Annotated in this window: 20 protein-coding genes and 2 pseudogenes; 7 read left to right on the top strand and 15 right to left on the bottom strand. The window is 38.7% G+C overall.

Annotated elements, in window-relative coordinates:
* Positions 1 to 3 precede the first annotated feature (3 nt).
* From CVS89_RS04425 to CVS89_RS04415, 3 genes are all read right to left on the bottom strand, one after another.
* Complete coding sequence (locus CVS89_RS04425) at positions 4 to 1,245, bottom strand: ArsS family sensor histidine kinase (RefSeq protein WP_103575996.1); 1,242 nt, start codon at positions 1,243 to 1,245, stop codon at positions 4 to 6.
* Positions 1,245 to 1,922, bottom strand: coding sequence for a response regulator transcription factor (locus CVS89_RS04420; protein WP_107847809.1), 678 nt, complete (start codon positions 1,920 to 1,922; stop codon positions 1,245 to 1,247). The genes CVS89_RS04425 and CVS89_RS04420 overlap by 1 nt, the downstream gene beginning before the upstream one ends.
* Positions 1,923 to 2,019: 97 nt before the next feature.
* Positions 2,020 to 3,423 carry a Do family serine endopeptidase gene (locus CVS89_RS04415; protein WP_107847808.1) on the bottom strand — a complete coding sequence of 468 codons (1,404 nt, stop codon included), beginning with the start codon at positions 3,421 to 3,423 and terminating at the stop codon, positions 2,020 to 2,022.
* Positions 3,424 to 3,578: 155 nt separating this feature from the next.
* On the opposite strand from CVS89_RS04415, the gene CVS89_RS04410 reads away from it, so the two are divergent.
* The 3 genes from CVS89_RS04410 to CVS89_RS04400 are packed head-to-tail and all read left to right on the top strand — an operon-like array spanning position 3,579 to position 6,482.
* Positions 3,579 to 4,475 (top strand): DnaJ C-terminal domain-containing protein, encoded by an 897-nt coding sequence (locus CVS89_RS04410; RefSeq protein WP_107847807.1) that lies wholly within the window; start codon positions 3,579 to 3,581, stop codon positions 4,473 to 4,475.
* Between the two features lie 3 nt (positions 4,476 to 4,478).
* Positions 4,479 to 4,853, top strand: a complete 375-nt coding sequence (locus CVS89_RS04405; RefSeq protein WP_009293705.1) for a heat shock protein transcriptional repressor HspR — start codon at positions 4,479 to 4,481, stop codon at positions 4,851 to 4,853.
* A gap of 3 nt (positions 4,854 to 4,856) precedes the next feature.
* On the top strand, positions 4,857 to 6,482 hold the full coding sequence (locus tag CVS89_RS04400; protein ID WP_103643176.1) for a cation:proton antiporter: 1,626 nt from the start codon (positions 4,857 to 4,859) through the stop codon (positions 6,480 to 6,482).
* 269 nt (positions 6,483 to 6,751) lie between these two features.
* On the opposite strand, the gene CVS89_RS04395 is transcribed toward CVS89_RS04400, so the two are convergent.
* The 3 genes and pseudogenes from CVS89_RS04395 to secA form a co-directional block, all read right to left on the bottom strand.
* Positions 6,752 to 7,951: an ABC transporter permease gene (locus CVS89_RS04395; protein ID WP_107847806.1), complete on the bottom strand. Its 1,200-nt coding sequence runs from the start codon at positions 7,949 to 7,951 to the stop codon at positions 6,752 to 6,754.
* A 51-nt stretch (positions 7,952 to 8,002) separates the two neighbouring features.
* Positions 8,003 to 8,104: pseudogene (locus CVS89_RS10295) on the bottom strand (SEC-C metal-binding domain-containing protein); the annotation flags it as partial.
* 108 nt (positions 8,105 to 8,212) lie between these two features.
* Positions 8,213 to 10,609, bottom strand: a pseudogene (secA, locus tag CVS89_RS04390) (preprotein translocase subunit SecA); the annotation flags it as partial.
* Between the two features lie 97 nt (positions 10,610 to 10,706).
* On the opposite strand from secA, the gene lolA reads away from it, so the two are divergent.
* The gene (lolA, locus tag CVS89_RS04385) at positions 10,707 to 11,219 is read left to right on the top strand and encodes a LolA-like outer membrane lipoprotein chaperone (RefSeq protein ID WP_107847804.1); all 513 of its coding nucleotides are present in this window, start codon (positions 10,707 to 10,709) and stop codon (positions 11,217 to 11,219) included.
* 27 nt (positions 11,220 to 11,246) lie between these two features.
* Here the strand turns inward: lolA and CVS89_RS04380 are convergent, their stop codons facing one another.
* From CVS89_RS04380 to CVS89_RS04355, 6 genes are read right to left on the bottom strand one after another with little or no spacing between them, the layout of a single operon-like run.
* Positions 11,247 to 11,786 carry a hypothetical protein gene (locus tag CVS89_RS04380; RefSeq protein WP_009293697.1) on the bottom strand — a complete coding sequence of 180 codons (540 nt, stop codon included), beginning with the start codon at positions 11,784 to 11,786 and terminating at the stop codon, positions 11,247 to 11,249.
* A complete protein-coding gene (locus CVS89_RS04375; RefSeq protein ID WP_107847803.1) occupies positions 11,783 to 13,102 on the bottom strand; it encodes an ATP-dependent DNA helicase in 1,320 nt (439 codons plus the stop codon). Before CVS89_RS04375 ends, CVS89_RS04380 begins: the two co-directional genes overlap by 4 nt.
* Entirely contained in the window at positions 13,103 to 15,118 is a 2,016-nt protein-coding gene (locus CVS89_RS04370; RefSeq protein WP_107847802.1) for an SH3 domain-containing protein, read from the bottom strand.
* On the bottom strand, positions 15,115 to 15,609 hold the full coding sequence (locus CVS89_RS04365; RefSeq protein WP_107847801.1) for a chemotaxis protein: 495 nt from the start codon (positions 15,607 to 15,609) through the stop codon (positions 15,115 to 15,117). Before CVS89_RS04365 ends, CVS89_RS04370 begins: the two co-directional genes overlap by 4 nt.
* Positions 15,602 to 16,045 (bottom strand): DUF523 domain-containing protein, encoded by a 444-nt coding sequence (locus CVS89_RS04360; RefSeq protein WP_107847800.1) that lies wholly within the window; start codon positions 16,043 to 16,045, stop codon positions 15,602 to 15,604. Before CVS89_RS04360 ends, CVS89_RS04365 begins: the two co-directional genes overlap by 8 nt.
* A complete protein-coding gene (locus CVS89_RS04355; protein WP_107847799.1) occupies positions 16,042 to 16,908 on the bottom strand; it encodes a D-amino acid aminotransferase in 867 nt (288 codons plus the stop codon). Before CVS89_RS04355 ends, CVS89_RS04360 begins: the two co-directional genes overlap by 4 nt.
* 104 nt (positions 16,909 to 17,012) lie before the next feature.
* Here CVS89_RS04355 and CVS89_RS04350 point away from each other — a divergent pair, with 104 nt between their 5' ends.
* Entirely contained in the window at positions 17,013 to 17,519 is a 507-nt protein-coding gene (locus tag CVS89_RS04350; RefSeq protein ID WP_103643168.1) for a hypothetical protein, read from the top strand.
* On the opposite strand, the gene CVS89_RS04345 is transcribed toward CVS89_RS04350, so the two are convergent.
* The 3 genes from CVS89_RS04345 to rsmH are packed head-to-tail and all read right to left on the bottom strand — an operon-like array spanning position 17,498 to position 20,657.
* Positions 17,498 to 19,447: an FUSC family protein gene (locus CVS89_RS04345; protein WP_107847798.1), complete on the bottom strand. Its 1,950-nt coding sequence runs from the start codon at positions 19,445 to 19,447 to the stop codon at positions 17,498 to 17,500. The two genes, CVS89_RS04350 and CVS89_RS04345, sit on opposite strands and share 22 nt — an antisense overlap.
* The gene (locus tag CVS89_RS04340; RefSeq protein ID WP_002940285.1) at positions 19,438 to 19,731 is read right to left on the bottom strand and encodes a hypothetical protein; all 294 of its coding nucleotides are present in this window, start codon (positions 19,729 to 19,731) and stop codon (positions 19,438 to 19,440) included. The genes CVS89_RS04345 and CVS89_RS04340 overlap by 10 nt, the downstream gene beginning before the upstream one ends.
* Positions 19,732 to 19,733: 2 nt before the next feature.
* Positions 19,734 to 20,657 (bottom strand): 16S rRNA (cytosine(1402)-N(4))-methyltransferase RsmH, encoded by a 924-nt coding sequence (gene rsmH / locus CVS89_RS04335; RefSeq protein ID WP_107847797.1) that lies wholly within the window; start codon positions 20,655 to 20,657, stop codon positions 19,734 to 19,736.
* A gap of 126 nt (positions 20,658 to 20,783) precedes the next feature.
* Here rsmH and CVS89_RS04330 point away from each other — a divergent pair, with 126 nt between their 5' ends.
* Positions 20,784 to 21,371 (top strand): class II aldolase and adducin N-terminal domain-containing protein, encoded by a 588-nt coding sequence (locus CVS89_RS04330; protein WP_002940326.1) that lies wholly within the window; start codon positions 20,784 to 20,786, stop codon positions 21,369 to 21,371.
* Between the two features lie 139 nt (positions 21,372 to 21,510).
* A complete protein-coding gene (locus tag CVS89_RS04325; protein WP_107847796.1) occupies positions 21,511 to 22,968 on the top strand; it encodes a peptidylprolyl isomerase in 1,458 nt (485 codons plus the stop codon).
* Positions 22,969 to 22,971: the final 3 nt, after the last annotated feature.

Here is a 22,971-nt window from a genome sequence, read left to right as displayed (position 1 = left end):
ATTTTACGCCGCTATTATATCTTGTAAATTTTCAAAAATAAAGACATTCATTCCATTTTTGTATTCATAGCCAAATTTTAGTCCATGAGCCTCAAGGATGTTGCTAACTATATATAAACCTAGACCAAAGCTCTTTTGCGCATCCTCGCCTTTGATAAATGGCTGGATGTAAAAGTCAAGGTCATTTTTTAGCTTCTCGCCTTGGGTTATAAATTTCATATGATCCTTGCTAACCATGATATTTACGTGCTTATCGGTTGAATACTTTATACCATTATCTATCATATTTTTTATAGCTACTGAAAATAGCTTAAAATCAACCATCACCCTAACCTCATCAAGCTCGCTGATACCAACATGCTCCTTTTCAACCATCGCTATATCGATAGCCTCATCGATGAGATCCCTCATAAGGCAAGGCGTTTTATTGGTAAGTCCTATCTTTGAAGTGATCTGCTCGATCGCTGCAAGCTCGTTTATTAAATTTTCAAGCTTGTGAAAGACGGAGATTAGCCTCTCTTGATTTTTGCTTTTTTCTATCATTTGAGCAGCGATCAGCCCCTTTGTGATAGGCGTTTTTAGCTCGTGCATGATATTTCTTAAGAAAAGATGCCTTGAGTCATTTAGTGCTTTGATCTGACAAACAGCCTCATAAAATGCCTCTGAAACTTCAGAAATTTCATCCTTACCGTTGCCGACATTTTGCACACCGTCAAGCTCGCCATTTGCAAATTTCACGATCTGACGCTTTAGCTTTCTAAGCGGCTTTATCTTATAGATGACAAAGATATAAGCAGCGAGCAAAATGACCGCAACTACCAAAAACACAGCCTTTATCACCTCATATCTATAAGGCTGAAATTCTTTATCCATCAAAAGCTTTAGCTCATCTAAATGCTCGATCTTTAGGTAGTGATGCTTATCATAAAGCAAGATCGCACTTGATCCTAGATCACTTGAAATTTCTTCTAAAACGGCTGCATTTTTTAAAATTTCTTCTTTTTCATTTTTAGCTGTGATCTCTGGCATGTCGATGTTTGAGAGCTGGCGGTCGTACTGAGCTTTGTTTATGATGCCACCCATGTAGAGCAAATTTGTCCTTGCGACGTTTGAGTATTTGTTATTTAGCTCTCTTGTGTAGTTTTGCTTGTCAAAGCCCATGAGCCATAAAAAGGCTAGAAATATCGAAACGAGCGCGAGCCCAAAGATAAATGTTATCGTGATAAATATAGAAGATCTTGGCATCAAAGGACCAACTTGTAGCCGATGCCGCGGATAGCGTGGATGTATTTTGGCTCTTTTGGATTTTCATTTAGTTTTTGGCGAATTCTGCCGATGATGACGTCGATACTTTTGTTTGAGCTATCTTCATTTATGCTCTCGCAGTTGTAGATGAGCTCCTCTCTAGTGACCGCTCCGCCCTCTTTTTGAAGCAGATATTTTAAGATGTCATACTCTGCTGCGGTTAAATTTAGCACGCTGCCTTTAAATAAAATTTCACGCTCAAAGTCTTTTAAAACCAAGTCTTTATTTAAATTTCTCGCGTCATTTGCAGGAGCGATACTCTGCCTTCTTAGATGGCTTTTGATACGAGCCAGCAGCTCTTGTGGGTCATAAGGCTTTGGTAGATAGTCGTCCGCGCCATTATCTAGGGCATTTACTTTGTCTGTTATATCGTGCCTTGCGCTTGAGATGATTATAGGGATATTGTGCTTTTTTCTTATCTCTTTGCACACCTCTAGTCCGTCCATGCCAGGGAGCGTAAGATCAAGGATAACTAGGTCAAATTCGCTTGTGTTTAAAGTAGATAGTCCGATATATGGCTCCTCGGCCGTCGTTACTTTTATGTCGTAGTTTTCTAGGTATTCAGTTAAAATTTCAGCAAGCTCCATATCATCTTCTATCATTAAAATTCTAGTCATGATCTTTCCTGATGTAAATTTATTTTTAAGGATTATAGCAGATAAAGGTTTTAAAAATTTAAAAGAGTTAAGAGCTGAAATTTCAGCTCTTAAGTGGTTATTTTATAACAAGGCCTTGCATGATGCCACCGCGGTTTATCCACACTAGCGTCTTTTTGCCTTTTGCATTTTTAACAGTGCTTGCAAATGTTTGAATATCTTTTATGCTCTCTTCGCCAACTTGAACGATCACATCGCCTCTTTCAAAGCCAAAGTCTTCAGCTTTTGAGCCAGATTTTACGTCAGTTACAAGCACGCCTTGAGTATCTGGGCTGATCTTATACTTAAATCTTATCTCATCGCTTAGATTGCTAACGCTAAGACCATCGATGATGACGCTTTTTGTCGCATCTTTTGCATTGTGATCCATATTTACAAGCTTGATTTTTGTATTCATCACTTTATTTGATCGCTCGTAAGTTATATCAACGCTGCTATTTGGAGTTAGTGAGCCGATGAAATTTTTAAGATCATTTGCATTTTTGATAGCTTTGCCGTTTGCTGAGATAACCAAGTCGCCTCTTTTTAGTCCCGCTTCATCTGCTGGCATGCCCTGCTCTACGCCGCTTATTAAAGCACCCTCTTTATTTGTATAAAGCTCTTTTTGCTCATCAGTTAAATTTGCTATCGTTACGCCGATAAATCCACGCTCGATCTTGCCGTCAGTTATCAGCTTTTTAGCGATATCTTTTACCATATTTGATGGGATCGCAAAACCTATGCCGTTGTTGCCACCACTTTTTGAAAGTATGGCTGAGTTTATACCGACTAAATAGCCTCTGCTATCAACCAAAGCGCCACCTGAGTTGCCAGGGTTTATAGAGGCGTCTGTTTGGATGAAATTTTCATATTGATTAAGTCCGATATCATCTTTGTTTAGCCCTGAAACGATGCCTTGAGTAATGCTCTCGCCTACGCCAAAAGGATTGCCTATGGCAAAGACTACGTCCGCGTCAAGCAGCTTTGATGAGTCGGCAAATGTTATCGCATTTAGCCCATTTGCCTCTATCTTTATAACGGCTAGATCGGTTTTTGGATCGCTACCTATTAGCTTTGCTTTATACTCCTTACCGCCCTTTGCCAATGTCACAACGATCTGGTCGCTATCTTCGATGACGTGGTTGTTTGTAACGATGTAGCCGTCATTTGAGATGATGACGCCAGAGCCAAGAGAGGTTGTCTTTTCTTTCTCTTTTGGTTTTGCAAAGTTAAATCCAAAAAATTCATTAAAAAACGGGTCATTAAACATCTGCTCAATGCCAGCGTTGCTTACTGTTTTTGTAGTTGAGATATTTACAACTGAAAGTTTTGCCTGAGCGATAGAGTCATAGTATGAAAGCACACTATTTTTATCACTTAACGGCGAAACTCTAGTTACATCTTGGTTTGCTTCGTTAAATTTAATATCAGCTCCCATTAGCAAAGAAGCCGCCGCTAATGAAATTAGCATAAATTTTTTCATTTTTTTCCTTTAAATTGAAAATGTCTTGAAATTATAAATAGAGCTTAAAAATAAAATCTTAACGCTTTTTTCTCCTTTGTAAATAAAAATAAACTTGACTTGCATAGACTAAAGTTTTGTGATATAATCCGTGTCAAAAAACATAAGGAGAATATATGAGCGAAAGCTTATATGAAACTTTAGGAGTTTCAAAAGGCGCATCAAGCGACGAGATAAAAAAAGCTTATAGAAAACTTGCTAGAAAGTACCACCCAGACATCAACAAAGACCCTGGAGCAGAGGATAAATTTAAAGAGATAAACGCTGCTTATGAAATTTTAAGTGACGAGAAAAAACGTGCCCAGTATGATCAATACGGCGATAATATGTTTGGCGGTCAAAATTTCCACGACTTTGCCAGAGGTTCAGCCGATATGGGCGATCTAAACGATATCTTGAAAAATATCTTCTCAGGCGGATTTGGTGGAGGCGGCGCTAAATTTAGCGGTGGCTTTAGTGGAGGTTTTGAAGGATTTGAAGGCTTTGGCGGAGGCGGATTTGGCTTTGGAGGAGCTGATCTAGATGTAAATGCTAAAATTTCTATACCATTTGACGTGGCTGTAACTGGCGGCGAACACAAGATAAATTTTAATGGCGAAAGCATCAAGATAAAGATCCCAAGCGGCATAGAAGGCGGCGAAAAACTTCGCATAAAAGGCAAAGGCAAGAGTGCTGGCGGTCAAACTGGCGATCTTATACTTGCCATTAGCGTTGAGCCAAGCGACGAATATGAAAGAGTTGGCGACGATCTTTATAAAGATATAGAAATTCCACTAAAAACTATGCTCTTTGGCGGTAAGATCGAGGTGCATACATATAAAAAAGATGTAACCATCAAGATCGCTGAAAACTCAAAAACAGGCACGAAGATCCGCTTGAAAGGATATGGCGTACAAAACAGAAAGAGCAGAATTTATGGCGATCTTTACTTAAAAGCCAGGGTAAAACTTCCAAATATCAGTGAGCTTGACGAGGGCTTAGTCAAAGAGTTAAAAGAAAAATTACCGGAGTAAAAAATGCAAAATTATGAAGAACCACTTTTTTTAATAAGCGTTGTAGCAAAGGTTTTAAGCATACATCCACAAACTTTAAGACAATACGAGAGAGAGGGGCTAGTAGAGCCATCAAGAACAGATGGCAAGATGAGGCTCTACTCACAAAAAGACGTTGATCGCGTCAAAACGATACTAAATTTAACCCGAGAACTTGGTGTAAATTTAGCAGGTGTTGATGTGATACTTCAGCTAAAAGAAAAAATTGACGATTTAGAAGCAACTATTGATGAGTTAAATAAAAAATTACACGAAGCTACCAGTCAAACTAGCACCAAAAGATCGCTTGTGAAGAGAAAAAGTAGCTTTGATCTTGTATTTTACGAAGGCAAAAAATAATTTATGGAACAAATTTTAGAAGGCTTCTTGCTTGTAGCTGCGATCTCAGTTGCGCTAAATGTTATTTTTAAGAAATTTCAGATACCAACTATCATCGGCTACATCGTAACAGGCACGCTTATATCAGAATTTTTCAACCTAAAAAGCAACGATGAAATTTCTCATATAGCTGAGTTTGGTATTGCATTTTTGATGTTTACGATCGGACTTGAGTTTAGCTTTAAGCACCTGATGAGCATGAAAAAAGAGGTCTTTCTAAATGGCGGTCTGCAAGTTTGCTTAAGCGGCTTTGTGATGGGCGTGATGCTTTACTACGCGCTTCATCTAAAGGACGAGACAGCGCTTATTGCAGGTCTTGCCTTTGCTCTATCTTCAACTGCGATCGTGCTAAAAACCCTAAATGACAACGGCGATGTGAGTAAAATTTATGGTAGAAAAGCGCTTGGAATTTTGCTATTTCAAGATATCGCCGTCATCCCTATTTTGCTTATGATAGATATGTTTAGCTCGCAAGATGCCTCGATAAATGAGCTTTTACTAAAGACATTTACGAGTGCGGTTATACTTATAGTTGTGCTATTTTTGCTCGGCAAATATGTCATCAACTGGATATTTTATAAGGTCGTTCAGACAAATTCGCAAGAGGTTTTCATAGCTACCATTCTCTTCATGGTTGTTGGCTCTAGTACACTGGCTCACCTCTTTGGCTTTTCATACTCGCTTGGCGCATTCTTAGCTGGTATGATGATGGCAGAGACGCAGTACAAGCACCAGATCGAGGTCGATCTCATACCTTTTAGAGATCTGCTTCTTGGACTATTTTTCATAACCGTTGGCATGCAGATAAATTTTGTAGTCGTACTCTCAAACATCTGGCTAGTTCTAGGTCTAGTCTTTAGCATAATGGTCGTAAAAGCCATCGTCGTTTTTGCCGTTTTAAATATCTACTTAAAACGCAGGGTAGCTGCTAAGACCGCACTTAGCGTCTGCCAGATCGGAGAATTTGCACTGGCTGTATTTGGGCTGATGACTACTAGAAATTTACTTGATGTCCAAACTGCTCAAATTTTCATCGCAGCCTCTGTTATATCGATGTTTGCAACACCTTTTATACTTAAAAAGCTTGATGTCTTAGCTGATCTTGTAGAGCGTGAGGTGGTAGTCGAGTCAAATGAGACATTAAAGCCACAAAAACTAAAAAATCACATCGTAGTCTTTGGCTATGATAGGCTTGGTCAAGAGGTGGTTTTAAGGCTAAAGGAGACAAAGCTTTTATACATCGTGCTTGATAACGACATCAGCCTAGTTGAGCTTGGTAGGAGCCGCGGGGAAAATGTATTTTTAGGAAACGTGCTTCAAAGCAACACTCTTGAAAATGCTTGCTTAGACGATGCAGCCGCTGTCATCATAACTGTAAATAACGAGCAAAGAGTTGAGCTAATCGCGCAAAAGATCAAAGACTACGGAGCAAATATCCAAACGATCATCAAAGCAAATGGCGAGGGCAACAAAGATATCTTTGGCGAGCTAGGCGAGAATTTCCACCTTATAAGTGAGGAGCGCGTCATGGCAAAAACCCTTGTTCATGAAGCCCTTCAGTGCAAGATCGACCACGACGTAAGAGCGTAGTAAATTTAACTTCTTAAAACACGCTTTTTTGTTAAGTTCGTTTAAATAAATTGATAAAACTATTAGCAATATTTTTGATTATATAAGAAACAATAAGAAGCTAAAAATTTGTCTAGCCGCAGTATCATTTAGATATAAATGGCAAAGAAGTAAAAATTGAAGAACTATTAAAAGATAAAAAATAGAATTTATTGCAAATTAAAATAAAAGCATATTAGAAAATAATATGCTTTTAAAAACTAAATTTAAAGCCTAGCTTTGCCAGGCTTTTACTCATTTCTTAAAGTTTGAAGGACATTTACCTCTGTGGCTTTTTTAGCTGGATAGTAAGACGAGATAGCCACGATAAACACAGCTCCAACTACGATAAGCACAAGATCAAGAGTTGAGAGTTCAAGCGGTAGTTTGCTTGAGCCATAGACGTCAGCTGGCAGGTCTATGATGTTGAAATTTCCAAGTAAAAATAGCCCCAAAAAGCCAAGCACTAGGCCAAATATAATGCCGCCACCACCTATTACTAGCCCTTGATAAAAAAAGCTTCTTTTTATCTCGCCTTTGCTAGCTCCAAGTGCTAGAAGCAAGGCGATCTCCTGCCTGCGGTTCATTACAGTCATTAGCAGTGAGCTTATGATATTTAGCGACGCCACAAGGATAATGAGCATCAAAACGATAAAAAGTGCTCTTTTTTCAAGTGCAAGCGCTGAGAAAAAGTTGCCATTTTGCTCCCACCAGCCAATGGCAACCGTGCCTGCTGGAAGCCCCTCGCGCACTCTTTTTATATCATCAAATGGCTTACTTGAAAAGATGTGAATTCCATCATAAACGCCCTTTGGATAGTCCAAAATTTTCCTTAATGCATCAACTGAAGTATATGAAAACGCCTTATCGTAGGCGATTAGTCCAGATGTAAATGAGCCGCCTATGTCAAAGCGCTTCATCTTTGGTGTTAGTGAAAAGCCAGCTGGATCAGCCTTTGTAAAGATAAGCGTTAGTTTTTCATCATCTCTTAGTCTAAACTCACTCGTTATGCCGCTTCCCACAAGTATCTCAAAGCCCTCTAACTCTTTGTCTTTTAAAGCTTCATTTACGACTGAGTTTATCTGCTTTTCATCTTTAAAATTTACGCCATAAACCAGCCCGCCCTCAAGCGCATTTGGCGAGCGGTAAATGACCTGCGTGCTAATAAATGGGCTAAATTTAAGGTCACTAAATTTAGCCTTTAGCTCATCCACAAAGTTATCATCGATCGAGCCCTTAAAGGCGCTTTGAACGGTTATAGGGTAGTTCATAGTAAAAAGTTTGCGCTCAAATTCTTTATCAAACCCATTCATGATAGCCATAGCAACTATTAAAACCATAAGACCAATGCTAACACCAAGAAAGGCGAGCAAGGCGCTTAGAGCGATAAATGGCTGAGTTTTATCAAATCTTAAATATTTAAAAAGTAGATACTTTGGTAAGCTTGTCATCAAATAGCCTTTAAAAGATTAAGGCGCTTTGGCGCCTTAAAAGTAGAAATTTTAAGCAAATATGCCTTTTTTAGGGCCACTTTTGCCGTGGCAATCTTTATATTTTTTACCGCTTCCGCAAGGGCATGGAGCGTTTCTTGGTATCTTTTTTTCTGACGTGAAATTTTCATCTTCGCCTTGGTTGTTGTAGTTTAGAGGCTCATTTTCAGCATTTTGACTAGCTTCAAGCATCATCCTAGCTTGCTCTTCTTGCTCCTCACGGCTCTTAAATCTAACGATTTGAAGCGTTTTAACGCTCTCAGTTTTTAGTCTGCCAACTAGCTCCATAAAGAGGTTGTAGCTCTCTTTTTTATATTCAACTAGCGGATCTTTTTGGTTATACCCTCTTAGACCTATACCAGTTTTTAGGATATCCATCTGATAAAGGTGCTCTCTCCACGCATTATCAAGCACTTGAAGGTATAAAATTTTCTCTATATCTTTTCTTTGCTCTTCATTTAGCACGCTCATTTTTTCGTTATATCTAACCTCTAAAATTTGCGCTATTTTTTCTACTAGTTCATTATACTCTAGTCCTTTTAGCTCGCTCTCGTCGATCTCTTCGCCACAGTCTGCAAGGATGATAGAGCATAAATTTTTAATGTCATAATCATCTTTCAAGCCGCCATGGAAAATTTCAGCCGTATCAAGTAAATTTGTAGCGTATTCAACTCTGTTTTGAGCTATTTTTTCGCTCATATCGTAGTTTTTATCAAGTAGCTCGTCGCGGTATTTATAGATGGTTTTTCTTTGCTCATTTGCCACGTCGTCATACTCAAGCAAGTGCTTTCTAGCCTCAAAGTGCAAGCTCTCGACTTTCTTTTGAGCATTTTCAACAGCTCTTGTCACCATGCGACTCTCAATACTTTCGCCCTCGTCGATACCAAGCCTATCCATGATCACTTTTATGCGGTCGCTACCAAAAATTCTTAAAAGATTGTCCTCTAAGCTTAGATAAAATCTACTCATGCCAGGGTCGCCCTGACGGCCAGCACGGCCACGGAGCTGATTATCTATTCTTCTACTTTCGTGCCTTTCGGTGCCGATGATGTATAGACCGCCAAGGTCTCTCACCTCGTCATTTATCCTGATATCAACACCACGTCCAGCCATATTTGTAGCGATAGTCACAGCGCCTTTTACGCCAGCTTGTGCGATGATCTCGGCCTCTTTTTCGTGGTTTTTAGCATTTAGCACAGAGTGTGGGATGCCAGCTTTTTTAAGCATCTCGTGAAGCACCTCACTACGCTCGATACTTGCAGTTCCCACAAGCACTGGCTGACCTTTTTCGTGAGCCTTTTTGACTTCGTCAATGACAGCTTTAAATTTCTCATTTTGAGTTTTGTAGATAAGGTCGTTTTGATCGATCCTCTTAACTGGCACGTTTGTCGGGATCGAGATAACTTCAAGATTATAAATTTGAGAAAACTCAGTAGCCTCTGTCTGAGCTGTACCAGTCATGCCTGCAAGCTTTTTATACATCCTAAAGTAGTTTTGATATGTTGTATCAGCAAGCGTTTGGCTCTCTTCTTGAATTTTCACGCCCTCTTTTGCTTCAAGCGCTTGGTGAAGCCCCTCGCTAAAGCGTCTGCCCTCACTTAGACGTCCTGTAAATTCATCAACGATAACAACCTCGCCATCTTTTACAACATAATGAACGTCTTTTTCAAAGAGATTGTGCGCCTTTAGAGCTTGATCTAAGTGGTGGCTTAGCACGGCGTTTTCAAGGTTGTATAAATTTTCAACCCCAAATAGCTTTTCAGCCTTGCTTATGCCAGCTTCTGTGATCATTATCGTTCTATTTTTTTCATCTACTATGAAATCCCCCGTTGGCTTTGAGCCTGGCACGTTTGGATCAGCTGGAGTGCCTCTGGTAAGCTGTTTTGCGACTTGATCGGCTCTTATATAGCCATCAAGTGTGCGGTTTGTTGGACCAGAGATTATAAGTGGTGTTCTAGCCTCATCTATCAAGATACTATCGACCTCATCGACGATAACGAAGTTGTGGCCTCTTTGAACCTTTTGGCTAGCTTCAAATTTCATATTATCACGCAGATAGTCAAAGCCAAATTCTGAGTTTGTGCCGTATGTTATGTCGGCGTTATATGCAGCTTGTCTTACTTCATCGTCGTATCCGCCACTTAGTATCACATCGACGCTTAAGCCTAAAAAGTTATAAAGCTCGCCCATTTGCGTCGCGTCACGCTTTGCAAGGTAGTCATTTACTGTTACTACATGCACGCCCTTGCCACTCATCGCGTTTAAGATAACTGGCAAAGTCGCAACCAAGGTCTTACCCTCGCCTGTCTTCATCTCAGCGATCCTGCCCTCGTTTAGCACCATACCGCCTATTAGTTGCACGTCAAAATGGCGCATCTTAAGCACCCTTTTGCTAGCCTCTCTAACGATCGCAAAGACATCATTTAAAATTTGATCTAAAGTGACTTTTTCTTCGACGACTTGGGCTTTTAGCTCGTTAAATTTTATCTTAAGCTCATCGTCGCTCATCTTCTCATAAGTTGGCTCTAGCGCGTTTATCTGCGCCACACGTTTTATATATTTTTTGACTTCTCTATCGTTTTTCGTGCCAAAAATCTTTCTAAATACCGATGAAATCATTACTTTACCTTCCTAAATTTTTAAACTTTGGATCTTAGCATAGTTTAACTATTTATTTAATTAAACTGGGCTAGAATACGCCAAAAAAGGATAAAAAATGAGAAAATTTTTAGTTGCATCTCTTGTTGCGGTTTGCTCATTTGGCGCTGGCTTAAATTTTAAAAGCCTGCAAAGTGACTTTACTCAAACTGTCTTTAGCGAGGGCAAAAGTGTAAATTACAAAGGTAGATTTTACGCCAAAAGCGACAACACCGCGCTTTGGATATATGAAAGTCCGACACCAAAGAGAATTTACTTTGACAAAGACAGGGTGGTCGTGATCGAGGATGAGCTTGAGCAAGCCATCATCTCAAGGCTAGATGATACGCCAAATTTGACGCAGGTTTTGGCTCACGCAGAGCAAATTCAGCCGACACTTTATAAGGCGATATATGACGGAGTTGAGTACTTTATAACGATCAAAAACACGCTTCCAACGACGATTGACTATAAAGACAAGCTATCAAATAAGATAAAAATCACTCTAAGCAACCCTGTAAAAGACGCGCTCATCCCAAAAGAGACGCTAACTCCAGTCATCCCACAAGGTTACGACATCGTAAATCAATAAATTTGGCTAGCTTTTAGCCAAATTTACTCACTTCTCTCCGAAGTCTTTCCCAAATTCTTGCACATTATTTAGATCGATCGGCTTTTGCACCACGTCATTTGGATCAGGTGCGACGATGATCTCATTGCCCTTTTTCTTCTTTTCTGGCTTTGTCATCACATCTTCATTTACGCTTGGATCAGAGCATAAATTTTGGCTTTTTATCGCTTTTATGATCTCGCTTAGCTCTAGATTATTTATCACTTTGATGTTTAAAATAAGCACATCATCGATGTCAAGCGAGTGCTTTTTGGCTGCATATTTCATAAAGAGCTCTTTAAATTTCTCTTTTCCCATTGAGGTTAGGATATCCTCCACGTAAAAGCTGCCAACAACTACGTTTAGCGCATCAAGCACGTAGGCTTCGTTCTCCTCCACATCACGTCCGACTACTTCAAGGTTCATGCTTATCTTTTTTGTTAAATTTTGTCCAGCTTTTGAGTAGATATCTGTTTGAAAGTCACTCACTTTTAGCACGTCTGCAAATGCAAAAACACCAAAAACAAGGCTTAAAAATAGCTTTTTCATAAACTCTCCTTAATATGCAAAAATACGTTTTCTTGGTAAAATTTCTTAACTTCGTCGTCAATTTTAACCACTTTTCTTAAATGCTGCCTAAAATCACTTTTCTTATCATAAAAAAGTTTTAAATTTTTAGGATTTACCGCGCGAGAAAGTGCGACGTAGAGCTGTCCTTTGGCAAAGATGTGGTTGATGTTGCAAATGAGCGAATTTATACTCATGCCTTGAGACTTGTGGATAGTTAGCGCATAGGCAAGCTTAAATGGAAACTGATAAAGCGAAGCTTGCACGTTCTCCTCGATCTCGTCTTCGTTTAAATTTAGCGCGCAAAAGTTATAAGCGCACTTTTCTATCTCACATATCTCGCCGCTATCTTTTTGCACAATCACGCTTGATATGGCGCCTTTTTCTTTTAAAATTTGCATGATCTTGCCCTGCTCGCCGTTGTAGTACTCACCCCATTTATTTGAAGTAAAGATGATTTTTGCGCCTATCTTCATCTCCAAATTTCGCGAGATATTTAGCGTATTTGCCCACTTTTCAAACTCTTTTTTGTCTAAATTTTCATCCATAACAAGCACGTCCGAGTTTGAAATTTCAAGTGGCGCATTAAGCGCAAGAAGCCTCTTTTGATTTAGCATCTCAGCCTCGGCGTTTCTGCCAAAAAGCACGCTAGTCTCGCTATCTGGCTCTATGGCATCCACTCGCAAGCTCTCGATGTAGGCCATCATCTCATCATCTAGCTCGCCAACTCTAAGACGAGAGAGAATTTCATAAAATTTAAGATCATTTGTGCGTTTTGAGACGAGCAGCTCGACATTTGTAAATTTCATATCCTCCCACGCACTGGAGTTAAAGGCGTATAAAAAGTTAAAAAGTTTGCTCTCATTTTGCTCTTTTTGCACGGGTGGCAGCTGATAAAAGTCGCCCACTATAAGCACTCTGCCCTTAAATTTAGAGGTGAGCAAGCGGTATCTTATCATCTCCATCACGTTTGAGCTAACCATCGAAATTTCATCAATTACAAGCAGATCGCAGGCATCTAGCATATTTCGGAGTTTGCTTAGCTTATCTTTTTGGCGGTAGTCAAGCCGTCTTAGCTCCTCGTAGTCCTTGCAGTAGCCAAATTTAAAAAAGCTATGCAAGCTCACGCCCCCAAGGCTAACAGCGCTTATGCCAGTTGAGCCAAGGATGACGACATTTTTGAAATTTTCTTTGTGGTGTCTGATGATGGAGGCGGTTAGATAGCTCTTGCCAACACCGCCGCCGCCAGTTAAAAAGACATTTGAGCGAGATAAAATTTCTAAAATTTGATCTTTCATCTACTCAAACATCTCTGGGCGATACTCAAAATGCATCGTATCAAAGTGCTTCCAGCGTCCGCCCCAGATAAATTTATGCTTTTCAAATACTCGCACGATCTTTTCAGGGATCAAGTTCTCATAGCCCTTGCTCCACTGCCAGTAGTGGCTCTTTTTTACATTTATATCGATCGCGATGCCGTAGCTGTGCGCGCTTAGGCGGTTTGTGCCAGCGATGATGCGCCACTTAAATGTCCCGCCTGGATCTTTTAGATATTCAAGTAAATTTGGATCGCTTTTTACCATTTCGTTTAGCTCGTTGCTCACATCCTGCAAGGCAGCTGCGGCGCCATTTTTAGAGTTAAATTTTAAAGGCAAATTTAAAAAATCCTTTAGCCAGATGACATCAACCAAATTTGCCTTTACCGCGCTCTCGCTTGAGCCATAAATTTTGCCTAAAAGCTCGTAGTTTCTGCATCTGCCAGCATCACTAAGCGCCGCGCTAAGTGGCGAAAACGCAGCGTAATCAAGCGCGTTCATATCCTCTATATCAGCGCCAGTGCTGCACTCTTCATCTTTTTGTTTAAAATCATCATAGATTAGGCTCGTTCCATCACTAAATTTAACCAAATTTTCTTCGATCTTTACGCCATAAGCTCGCTGCAAAGCCGAGATCTTTCTAGCCTTATCTAGCATCCCTTGCTCAGGTCTCATCACATTTATAGAATCAACCTTAGAAATTAGCAAATTTGCACTTTGTATGTCGCTCCTGTTTTGTCCGATGTTTAGCGTAGTTATCGCGGTCGCTCCGATTAGCGCACGGCCGTTGTTTGCAGTCTTTAGCCCCCAAGCATCATGCACGACGTAGATATCATCGCCCTTGTATCCAGCATAGAGCATGATGTGACCTGGCAGATGCACGAGCGTGAGATATGGCACGCCCTTTTCTTTTATCTCTTTGCTCTTTGCAGCGTTACTAAGACCTTTTAGATTGATCTTTTCTCCCATATTTGCCTGCGCCCTTGAGTTCCTAGGTAGCCACACGCCAAAGCTTGCTAACAAGTCTTTTGTAAAAAGCGAGCAGTCTCTTAGCTTATCCACCCCGCCCCAGCCATAAGGTTGAGTAAGAAGCGAGCTAAGAATTGTTTTTAAATTTGAGTCGTTAAATTTAAGTGGAAAAAGGGCGCTAAAAGACTTTGGGAGGACAAACTCCCTAAGCATATTTCTTACATAAATTTTGCCGTAGTAGTTTTTGTCATCTTGCGCCAAAACTGGCAGTATCGCGCCGACACGTGAGTAAAACAAAAAGTTTCCGCCCTTGTCATAAACTGGCATCTTGTCGGTTTTTATCGTTACAAAGCTTGATTTTTGATAGGCAAGCGCCTCTTCATCGCTTATAAATTTGATATCTTCAACCTTCACCCAGCCCCAAACCGCATCATCACTCACAAACGCCCACGCCCTATCTTTTGAGAGGTGCGATACAAAGAGCGGATGAGCGATGCTTAGGGTGGATTCTTGCAAATAATCAAACGGATAGCCCTCGCCTGGAGTTTGCGGGTTTAAAAATATCGGCTCGTCGGTTGGGAAATTTCTTACAGCTGTGTTTGCTGAAGTTAGAGCGTAAGCTGAAATTTGCAAAAAGCCAGCAAAATTTGCATTGTCCTTTTGCGCGTCAAACCAGCTTTGCGGTATCTGCCTAAAATTTGAACCAAAATACTTTCTTTTTTCGCTTGGTTTATATACATTAAACGCCCAAAAAGCGTCATTTGGGTTAAATTTCACGCCTCTTAGAGTAAAAACTTTAAACCTTCTTTTTAAAATTTCATCCTGAGCAAAGCTCGCACTTTGCATATTTTGAGGTAGCGACGATGCGTCTTGTTTTACTTCAAATTCAAGCAAGCTGATGCGCTCATTTGGCTTATAGACATTTTCGTCTGGCAGGGCATTTTGCTGCTTGTTTGGCTCTGGTTTTGTTGTCTGCGAACAACCCAAAAACAAAGCAACACTAAGTGCTAAAAATATACCTTTTTTCAAATTTCTTCCTTATCCTTAAATATAGCTTCGACGATCAAAACAAAGATATAAAACATCTTTTCATCGTTGTTTTTGCAAATTTGCTTCATCGTCTCGTTTTGATCCTTGACCTTTATATCGTTTGATCTTAAAATTTCTGCAATATCTGAGCCAAATTTCTTTGAAATTTCCCCAACTTTGACATCATTTAGCGCGTTTAAAAATCTTGTCGTGTTGCAGTCCATCTGCACTGGCTTATGCTTTAAGATATTTTTAAACTCAAGACTTAGCTTTTTTAGTTTTTTCTTCTTGACGTAGCTGTGGATTATGGTGAGGACAACCAAGCTAAAGCCAAAGAAAATGTGCAAATTTAGCGAAATTTCGCTCATCTCTCCCTTTAAAAAGAGCACGCCGCTTACAAAAAGCCCCACCACGCAGACAAAAAGTAGCAGCAAGATGATGTACTTAAAGACGACCTCGAGCCAGACATTATCTTTTAGCCTCTCAAACATCAAGCCATCCTATCTCATCTTCGCTAAAAACTAAAATTTCATTTTCTTTTAGCAGTTTTGCCGCTACGCCATCACCTAAAATGAGCCTTTTAGTGAAGCTTCCATCATAAATTTGTCCACTCCCACAGCTTGGGCTTCTAGCTTTTAAAATAGCCTTTTTACAGCCATTTAGCTTAGCTATCTTCAGGCAAATTTTAGCTCCAAATTTAAAATTTTCGCTCACATCTTTAGCTGTTTTTGTGACAACAAGCCCATCTTTCATCTCGGCTGGCTCTCTTGGCGTGCCAAGTCCGCCAAACACCTCTGGACAGATAAAAAGCAGATGATATTTTTTTGAAATTTCATCTAAAACGCCACTACTCAAAAGGTTATTTTCGCCGTTAAATTTGCAGTTTATGCCAGCAAGACAAGCGCTTATTAAGACCTTTTCTCTCAAAGTCCAGCTTCTTTTAAAAGCTCGCTAGCATAAATTTCACGAAGTTTGCTTGAGATTTCGCCCACTTTTGCGCCGTTTATCGCCTTGCCGTCAGCATAGATGACTGGCAAAAGTATGAGCGTAGCAGCCGAGATAAAGACTTCATCAGCCGCGTAAACCTCGTCCATGCTAAATTTACGCTCCTCTATCTTTAGTCCGATATCTTTAGCGATCCTTAAAAGCCTCATACGGCGGATCCCTGGCAAAATTTCATTTGAAAGTGGCTTGGTGATGAGAGTTTTATCTTTGATGATAAAAGCGCTCGAGCTACAGCCCTCAGTGACAAAGCCATTTTCGACCATAAAGCCCTCGTCCGCGCCCTTTTTGTGAGCCTCGTTTTTAGCATAGCACTGAGCTAGAAGAGAGATTGATTTGATATCGCGTCTTTTCCACCTGATGTCCTCGACGCTTACCACTTTTATGCCAGTTTTTGCAGATGGGTTGTTTAAAATTTCACTCTCGTAGCAAAAGATGAAGACGCTTGGGGTTAAATTTTCCATAAAATAGAAATTTCTAAACGCCACGCCTCTTGTTACTTGCATGTAAATTCCACCCTCTTTTAAGGCATTTTTGGCGATCATCTCATTTAAGATCGCTTCAAATTTCTCTTTTTCATAAGGCAGGCTTATATCTATCTCGTTTAAGCTTCTCTCAAATCTCGCCCAAAAGCCCTCTTTATCAACCATTTTTGAATTTATCACAGGCACTACTTCATAAATTCCATCGCCAAATATAAATCCTCTATCAAATGCGCTAACTTTTGCCTCATCTTTTGGCAAAAACTCGCCATTTAAAAAGACCGTTTCTAAAGCTTTATCTACCATTTTTAGCTCCTTAAATTTTAGGCAAATTGTATCTAATTTTGTTTGAATTTATAGATTTTTAGATACAATGAGCTGAAATTTTTAAGGTAAAAAGTCTATAAAAAATGAAAGAAAATCTAAGAAACACTATCATTAAAAATATTTTTTTCGTCTCAAAACAGCCAGTTTTATTTAGAGATTTACTTGAAGCAAATGCCCTTTTTAACGAAGGTATGCTAGTTGATGGCGCAAAGCTAAATTTTAGATTTAACCACGTGAAGCTCTATCAAATTTATGCACTTATCTGCTTTGTAGTCTTGTTTCCGCTTCTCATCATCACGCACCACTTTTTAGCAAAGGCTGACGCGCACATCTCGATAATAGCAACCACCGTCGTCACTTCAGCTGTTTTTATCGGATTTGATATGTTTAAGGTTTGGGCAAGAAGAGAGATAAGCTTGGATCTTATAAAAAAGGCTTGGAGCGTGCATTTTCCATATTTTGGATATGAAAAGTATTCAAGCAAGGTTGAAGAAATTTACAACACCGCTCTTAAAAATGACGTTTCAAAAAAAGATTTAGAACAATATATATATGAAAAGCTAATCTCTCAAAAAGAGAGCGCTGAGTAAATTTCATTTTGTTTTAAAGTAATACGTAAAATTAGCTTTTTAACGTTTTCGTCTTTGCAAAGCAGTTTCGCTTCTATCTCGCTTATGAAATAATATGGAAGTTTTTTGATCTTTTTATCTAGCATCAAAAACCTATCTGAGATGATTTTTATATCATTTTGCAAGGCGTTTTTCTCTTTTAAGTCGTCTAAATTTAGATAATTTCTAAGCTTAACCAGATCGCTATTTATATCATCAAGCTTGCAAGCTATAAATTTTGCATTTTTCATATTATCATCGTCTAAATTTTTACTAACTTTTATAGCGTAGTTTAGCTCATTTAGCGAGCCTAAAACCCTTTTTTCATCCGTGCTAAAAGCATCTTTGTTTGACTCATTTAGAGAAATTTGCACTAAATTTCTAAAACCTATCAAGGCACTGCTTAAGCTATTTTTTATCGCTGTATAGTCATTTTTCCTAGTTAGCAAGTAAGTGAGAAAAACTATCAAAAAGCCAGCCGCCACGTCAAGTAGTCTATCTACCATAAGGGCTAAAAAGTCTCTTTTTATAAGCGAAAAAATAGCTGTAAATTCAAACATAAAAGCCGTTGCAAAGACGATTTGTTTGTAAGATTTTAGATAATAAACCAAAAACATTCCGATAAAGACAACCACGTAAAATGCGTATGATTCACCCATAAATTTCACAAAAACAAGTGCGATAAAAAAGCCGATAACTCCGCCAAGAAGGCTATCTCTGCCAGCATTTTTTAAAGCATCTTCATCGCTTTTGTTTAGGCTCATCACTGCTATGGCTATCCAAATTCCATGATTTATATGCATCGCCTGCGCTATAAAAATGGCTATCGACATGCAAATGGCAAGCCTTAAAGACTCTTTTAATATTTCATTTTTTAAATTTAGCTTTTTAAACGCCTCTTTTAGCGTGATCTTTTTTGTGTTATTAAACGAGAGTTTGTCCTCGCCGCCCTCTTTTATAAGCAAAAATTTATCATAAAGCACGCCAAGCGAGCTTGCAAAAATTTTAAAATTTGAGTTTTTAGCTAAATTTAGCGCATCAAATTTTAGCTTTGGAGTTTGATTTTTGAAAATTTTTTTAAGCTCAAAAAGGTTGTAAGCGATCTCATTTTTTACCTCATTTAAAAGCGCTTTGTCCTCGATCCTTTCAAACGAAGCGCCTAATGTTCGAAGCAAAAGAGCGATCTCTTCAACTTTATAAAAATAAAATAGTGCTTTGGCTTGATTTCTAACTAGCTTAACATCTTTTATCTTTAGGCTTTTGTTTGCGAAAATTTCTTTTGATTTATCAATCGAGCTCATCAAATCTGCAATACTTGCGTAAAAATGGCTCGTGCCAAGCGCCTTGCTCGATAAGATGGCGTTATCTAGTAAAAAGCCGATGCTTTTTTTAGTAAATTTGCCGTATTTTCCAAAATTTTCAAATTTTATGATGATGCTTAGCACGCCAGCCAAGAGAAGTCCGCCGATACTATCAGGCACATTTAGCCCAACTGCGGCCTTTGTCACAAAGGCAACTAGCCCTGTTGCATTTACAGCGAGTAAAATTTTGTTTAAATTTGAGCTATAAATTTGGCTAATGCCCACCACAAATATCCAGACAAATACGATAAGCGAGAGCCAAACGCCAAGGCTGATAAATGGACCAACAAAGGGCATAAAAGCGCAAGAAAGCGCGATGTAAAGCAGCAAAAATGCAAATTTGCTCCTATCCTTGCACTCAAGCTCGCCAAGAAAGAAGATACCCATCGTGATATTTACAGCCATGATAGCGCCACTTAGATGAAAGAAGTAAAAGCACAAAAAGCAGTTAAAAGCGATGGTTGTGGCAGCTTTTAGCGAGTAGATGAGCTGGAAATTTGCAGGGTCGTAGTAGCGAGTAAAGCTTTTAAATTTCTTGATTATTTCCATTGACGCTCTTGCATATTGTTTAAAATTTGATTTTTATAACGCAAATTTTCAAGCTTTATGCTAAGAGCTCTGTTTTCTTCAAGGAGCATATCTCGTTTGCCGCTGATGTCGGCGATATCTCTACTTATATAATAAATTTGATTTGCTATATAAATTTTTGGCAAAAATAGAGCCAGCGCTATAAAAACCGCCAGATAGACCATCACTAGCGTCTTAAAGCTTAAATTTACCTCACGTTTTTGCTCCTCGTCGTGAAGTGTTAGCAGCTCTTCTTTTTCTTGCATCTTTATCCTTTTATCTTAAAAACACGCAGTTTTGCGCTCTTGCTTCGTGAGTTTTGTGCTAGCTCACTTTGGCTTGCTGTTAGTGGTTTTTTAGTTAAAATTTCACCCAGTTCGTGGTTGTTTCCGCACTCACATCGGTAGATGCCAGGCAGGCAGATACAGCTGTTTGCCCACTTTTTAAAGCGCTCTTTTACGATCCTATCTTCAAGCGAGTGAAACGTTATAATCGCCACCAAGCAATCTTTAAAACCGCCCTTTTCTATACTATCAAGCAAATTTGTTAGCTCATCTAGCTCGCCATTTACCTCTATCCTGATCGCCTGAAAAGCAAGGATCGCAGGGCTAACACCGCGCCCTTTTATCTGGGCTGTGCCTATTATATTTGCAAGCTCTTTTGCGCTTGTTATCTTGCCTAAAATTCTAGCATTTATTATCTTATTTGCGATCCCAGAGGCATTTTTTAGCTCACCGTAATCTCTAAAAATCCTAACTAACTCATCAAACGAGTAGCCATTTACCACGTCATAGGCGCTAAATCCTCGCTCTTTGTCCATGCGCATATCAAGCGCGCTTGAGCCAAGGCTAAAGCCCCTATCATCCTTATCTATCTGCAAAGAGCTAACGCCGATGTCAGCTAAAATTCCTCTAACATTTGAAATTTCATCGCTGCTAAGTTTGCTAATAAGCTCAGAGAAATTGCTCTTATAAATTTTCACTCTGCTGCCAAATGGCTCAAGTTCTTTGAGCGAGAAATTTATAGCTTCACTATCTCTATCGCAAGCGATCAAATTTAAATTTTCATTTTGAGACAAAATGGCACTAGAATGTCCAGCATATCCAAGCGTGCAATCTATAAAATTTCCACGCAGGCCTTTAAAAAAAGATAAAACTTCGTCAAGTAAAACGCTAATATGCGGACTTTGCAACACTGCCTCTTTAATGAAATTAGTGTGAAAATTTATCGAAATTTTACTTAAAAAGCTATCATTACATAAAATTTTACACAAATTTTAAGATAGCTTAAATATAATCACCCAAACATAGGAGAAAAAATGGACTTATTGCACTCAACAAATGAGATAAAAAAGATATCTCTTTCGATGTTTAGAAAGAATTTTTTTGGTGTTTTTCATGGCTCTATCTCGGCAAGAGTAGAAAAAAATCAATTCATCATCAACAAGCAAAGTGCCATTTTTGACGACTTGCAAGATAGTGATCTAACACTTCTTTCATCAAAAAAAGACTACCGCTGGAATGATGCGAGCTTGGATGCTGATATACACTTAAATATCTACAAAAACATAAATGAAGCAAAATTTGTCTGCTACGCCATGCCTCCATACGTGACAGCTTATGCAATGAAACATGAAAAAATAGCACCGAAAGACTATTTTGGATGCATGAGATTTAATGAAATTTTAGTCTATGATCCAAAGCAGTTTGACGACTGGTATGAGCGTGCTGAGACAGAAATTTATAGAGCGATGATAGAGAAAAATACTAACGTCGTCGTGATCAAAGGATACGGCGTTTACGCGTATAGCAGGAGCCCTCAGCTACTTGCAAAAGATATAGCCTTGTTAGAAAATAGCTGCAAACTGCTTCATTTTACTGGTGATTACAGCGATTTTAGCATTTAAATTTTTGCTAACAAAGATAAAAAATGTTAGTAAAAATTTAGCAAGAAACGTTTTTATAAAGCCCCATTTTAAGCTTATTTAAGCCAAATTTCTATAAAATATCGCACAAGCTTTGTTAGTATTTTAAAGGAAGAACTTAATGTTATCTTGGATGCAAAAACATAAAAAATACCTTGTCGTGACAATTTGGGTAAGCACGATAGCTTTTGTCGGTGCTGGTTTTGTCGGCTGGGGCGCATACGACCTAAACAGCAACAGAGCTACTTCGGTAGCCAAAGTAGGACATAGAAATATAAGCGTTCAAGAGTTGCAACAAAAATACGATAGGTTATATCAGTACTACAACAATGTATTTGAAGGCAAATTAACTCAAGAGAAAGCTGAAGAGTTAGGCTTAGAAAATGCTGCACTTCAGGCTGCTATTCAAGAAAATTTACTATTAAATTTTGCAGACGACATCGGTCTAAGCGTTAATAAAGACGATGTTTTAAAGTATATAATCGTCGATCCAACATTTCAAAAAGACGGCGTTTTTGACAAAAATTTATACTACGATGTGCTAAGAAGAGCTAGGATAAATCCAACTGATTTTGAAGATAATCTAAAACTAACTATCTTACTAGATAAACTTAGAACTATTTTAAATTTACCTGCAAGCAAAGAAGATATCGCCATGATGGAAGCTAGCTTTTTCATGCAAGATAAATTAGCTGTGCAAGTAGTAAATGCTGATCAAAACGAGATCAAAGTAGACGAGAAAGAGCTAAAAGATCTTTGGGAGATAAATAAAAATAACTATATGACAAAGACACTTTATGGTATAGATACATACTTTGTCGAGTCAGAAAAAAGCGACGCAAATGAAAGCGTTTTAAAATCTTACTATAACGAGAACCAAGATAAATATAAGGGTTCTGATGACAAGATAAAACCTTTTAGTGAGGTAAAAGCTGAAGTTAATAAAGACTACAACATAGAGCAAAGTAAAACTAATGCTTTAGAAAAGTATGTCGCTGTTAAAAAAGCTGAGCTTGCAACTAACGGTTTTATAAGTGTAAATGAAGACAACGCTACTTTTTCACTTGATGAGATAAAGGGCGCAAAAGTTGGCGAAGTGATAAAACCATTTATCTACAAAGATGGCTATTTGATAGCTAGAATAAAAAGTATAACTCCTCCACAACCTATGAGCTTTGAACAAGCAAGAGCCAATGTGCTTGAAATTTACAAAAGCAAAAAAGAAAAAGAAATTTTAACAGCAAAAGCAAAAGATACTCTACAAAACTTTAAAGGCACAGATATTGGCTTTGTTAGCAGAGAGGTAAATGGCTCTATTGCGGGCTTAAATGAGAGCGATACAAGAGCTTTTGTATCTCAACTTTTTGACACTAACAACACAAAAGGTTATGTTATATTAGATGACAAAGCCGTAGTGTACGATATTTTGGAACAAAGATTGCTTACTAACAATATAAATAACAACTATAAGCAAATAACACAACAAAATGTTGCAATGCTTAAAAACAATGAGTTGATAAAAGATTTAACAAACAAACTTCTAAAATATTATGAAGTTAAAGAATATGTCAAAAGGTAAAAT

The organism is Campylobacter concisus (genome assembly GCF_003048615.2).
Lineage (GTDB): Bacteria > Campylobacterota > Campylobacteria > Campylobacterales > Campylobacteraceae > Campylobacter_A > Campylobacter_A concisus_C.
Note: the sequence above shows the minus strand (reverse complement) of the source record. Positions and strands in the feature narration are given on the sequence as shown.

Excerpts from the sequence above, each read along its gene's own strand:
- CVS89_RS04425 (WP_103575996.1), bottom strand. The coding sequence starts at position 1,245 with ATGCCAAGATCTTCTATATTTATCACGATAACATTTATCTTTGGGCTC.
- CVS89_RS04420 (WP_107847809.1), bottom strand. The coding sequence starts at position 1,922 with ATGACTAGAATTTTAATGATAGAAGATGATATGGAGCTTGCTGAAATT.
- CVS89_RS04415 (WP_107847808.1), bottom strand. The coding sequence starts at position 3,423 with ATGAAAAAATTTATGCTAATTTCATTAGCGGCGGCTTCTTTGCTAATG.
- CVS89_RS04410 (WP_107847807.1), top strand. The coding sequence starts at position 3,579 with ATGAGCGAAAGCTTATATGAAACTTTAGGAGTTTCAAAAGGCGCATCA.
- CVS89_RS04405 (WP_009293705.1), top strand. The coding sequence starts at position 4,479 with ATGCAAAATTATGAAGAACCACTTTTTTTAATAAGCGTTGTAGCAAAG.
- CVS89_RS04400 (WP_103643176.1), top strand. The coding sequence starts at position 4,857 with ATGGAACAAATTTTAGAAGGCTTCTTGCTTGTAGCTGCGATCTCAGTT.
- CVS89_RS04395 (WP_107847806.1), bottom strand. The coding sequence starts at position 7,951 with ATGACAAGCTTACCAAAGTATCTACTTTTTAAATATTTAAGATTTGAT.
- lolA (WP_107847804.1), top strand. The coding sequence starts at position 10,707 with ATGAGAAAATTTTTAGTTGCATCTCTTGTTGCGGTTTGCTCATTTGGC.
- CVS89_RS04380 (WP_009293697.1), bottom strand. The coding sequence starts at position 11,786 with ATGAAAAAGCTATTTTTAAGCCTTGTTTTTGGTGTTTTTGCATTTGCA.
- CVS89_RS04375 (WP_107847803.1), bottom strand. The coding sequence starts at position 13,102 with ATGAAAGATCAAATTTTAGAAATTTTATCTCGCTCAAATGTCTTTTTA.
- CVS89_RS04365 (WP_107847801.1), bottom strand. The coding sequence starts at position 15,609 with ATGTTTGAGAGGCTAAAAGATAATGTCTGGCTCGAGGTCGTCTTTAAG.
- CVS89_RS04355 (WP_107847799.1), bottom strand. The coding sequence starts at position 16,908 with ATGGTAGATAAAGCTTTAGAAACGGTCTTTTTAAATGGCGAGTTTTTG.
- CVS89_RS04350 (WP_103643168.1), top strand. The coding sequence starts at position 17,013 with ATGAAAGAAAATCTAAGAAACACTATCATTAAAAATATTTTTTTCGTC.
- CVS89_RS04345 (WP_107847798.1), bottom strand. The coding sequence starts at position 19,447 with ATGGAAATAATCAAGAAATTTAAAAGCTTTACTCGCTACTACGACCCT.
- CVS89_RS04340 (WP_002940285.1), bottom strand. The coding sequence starts at position 19,731 with ATGCAAGAAAAAGAAGAGCTGCTAACACTTCACGACGAGGAGCAAAAA.
- CVS89_RS04330 (WP_002940326.1), top strand. The coding sequence starts at position 20,784 with ATGGACTTATTGCACTCAACAAATGAGATAAAAAAGATATCTCTTTCG.
- CVS89_RS04325 (WP_107847796.1), top strand. The coding sequence starts at position 21,511 with ATGTTATCTTGGATGCAAAAACATAAAAAATACCTTGTCGTGACAATT.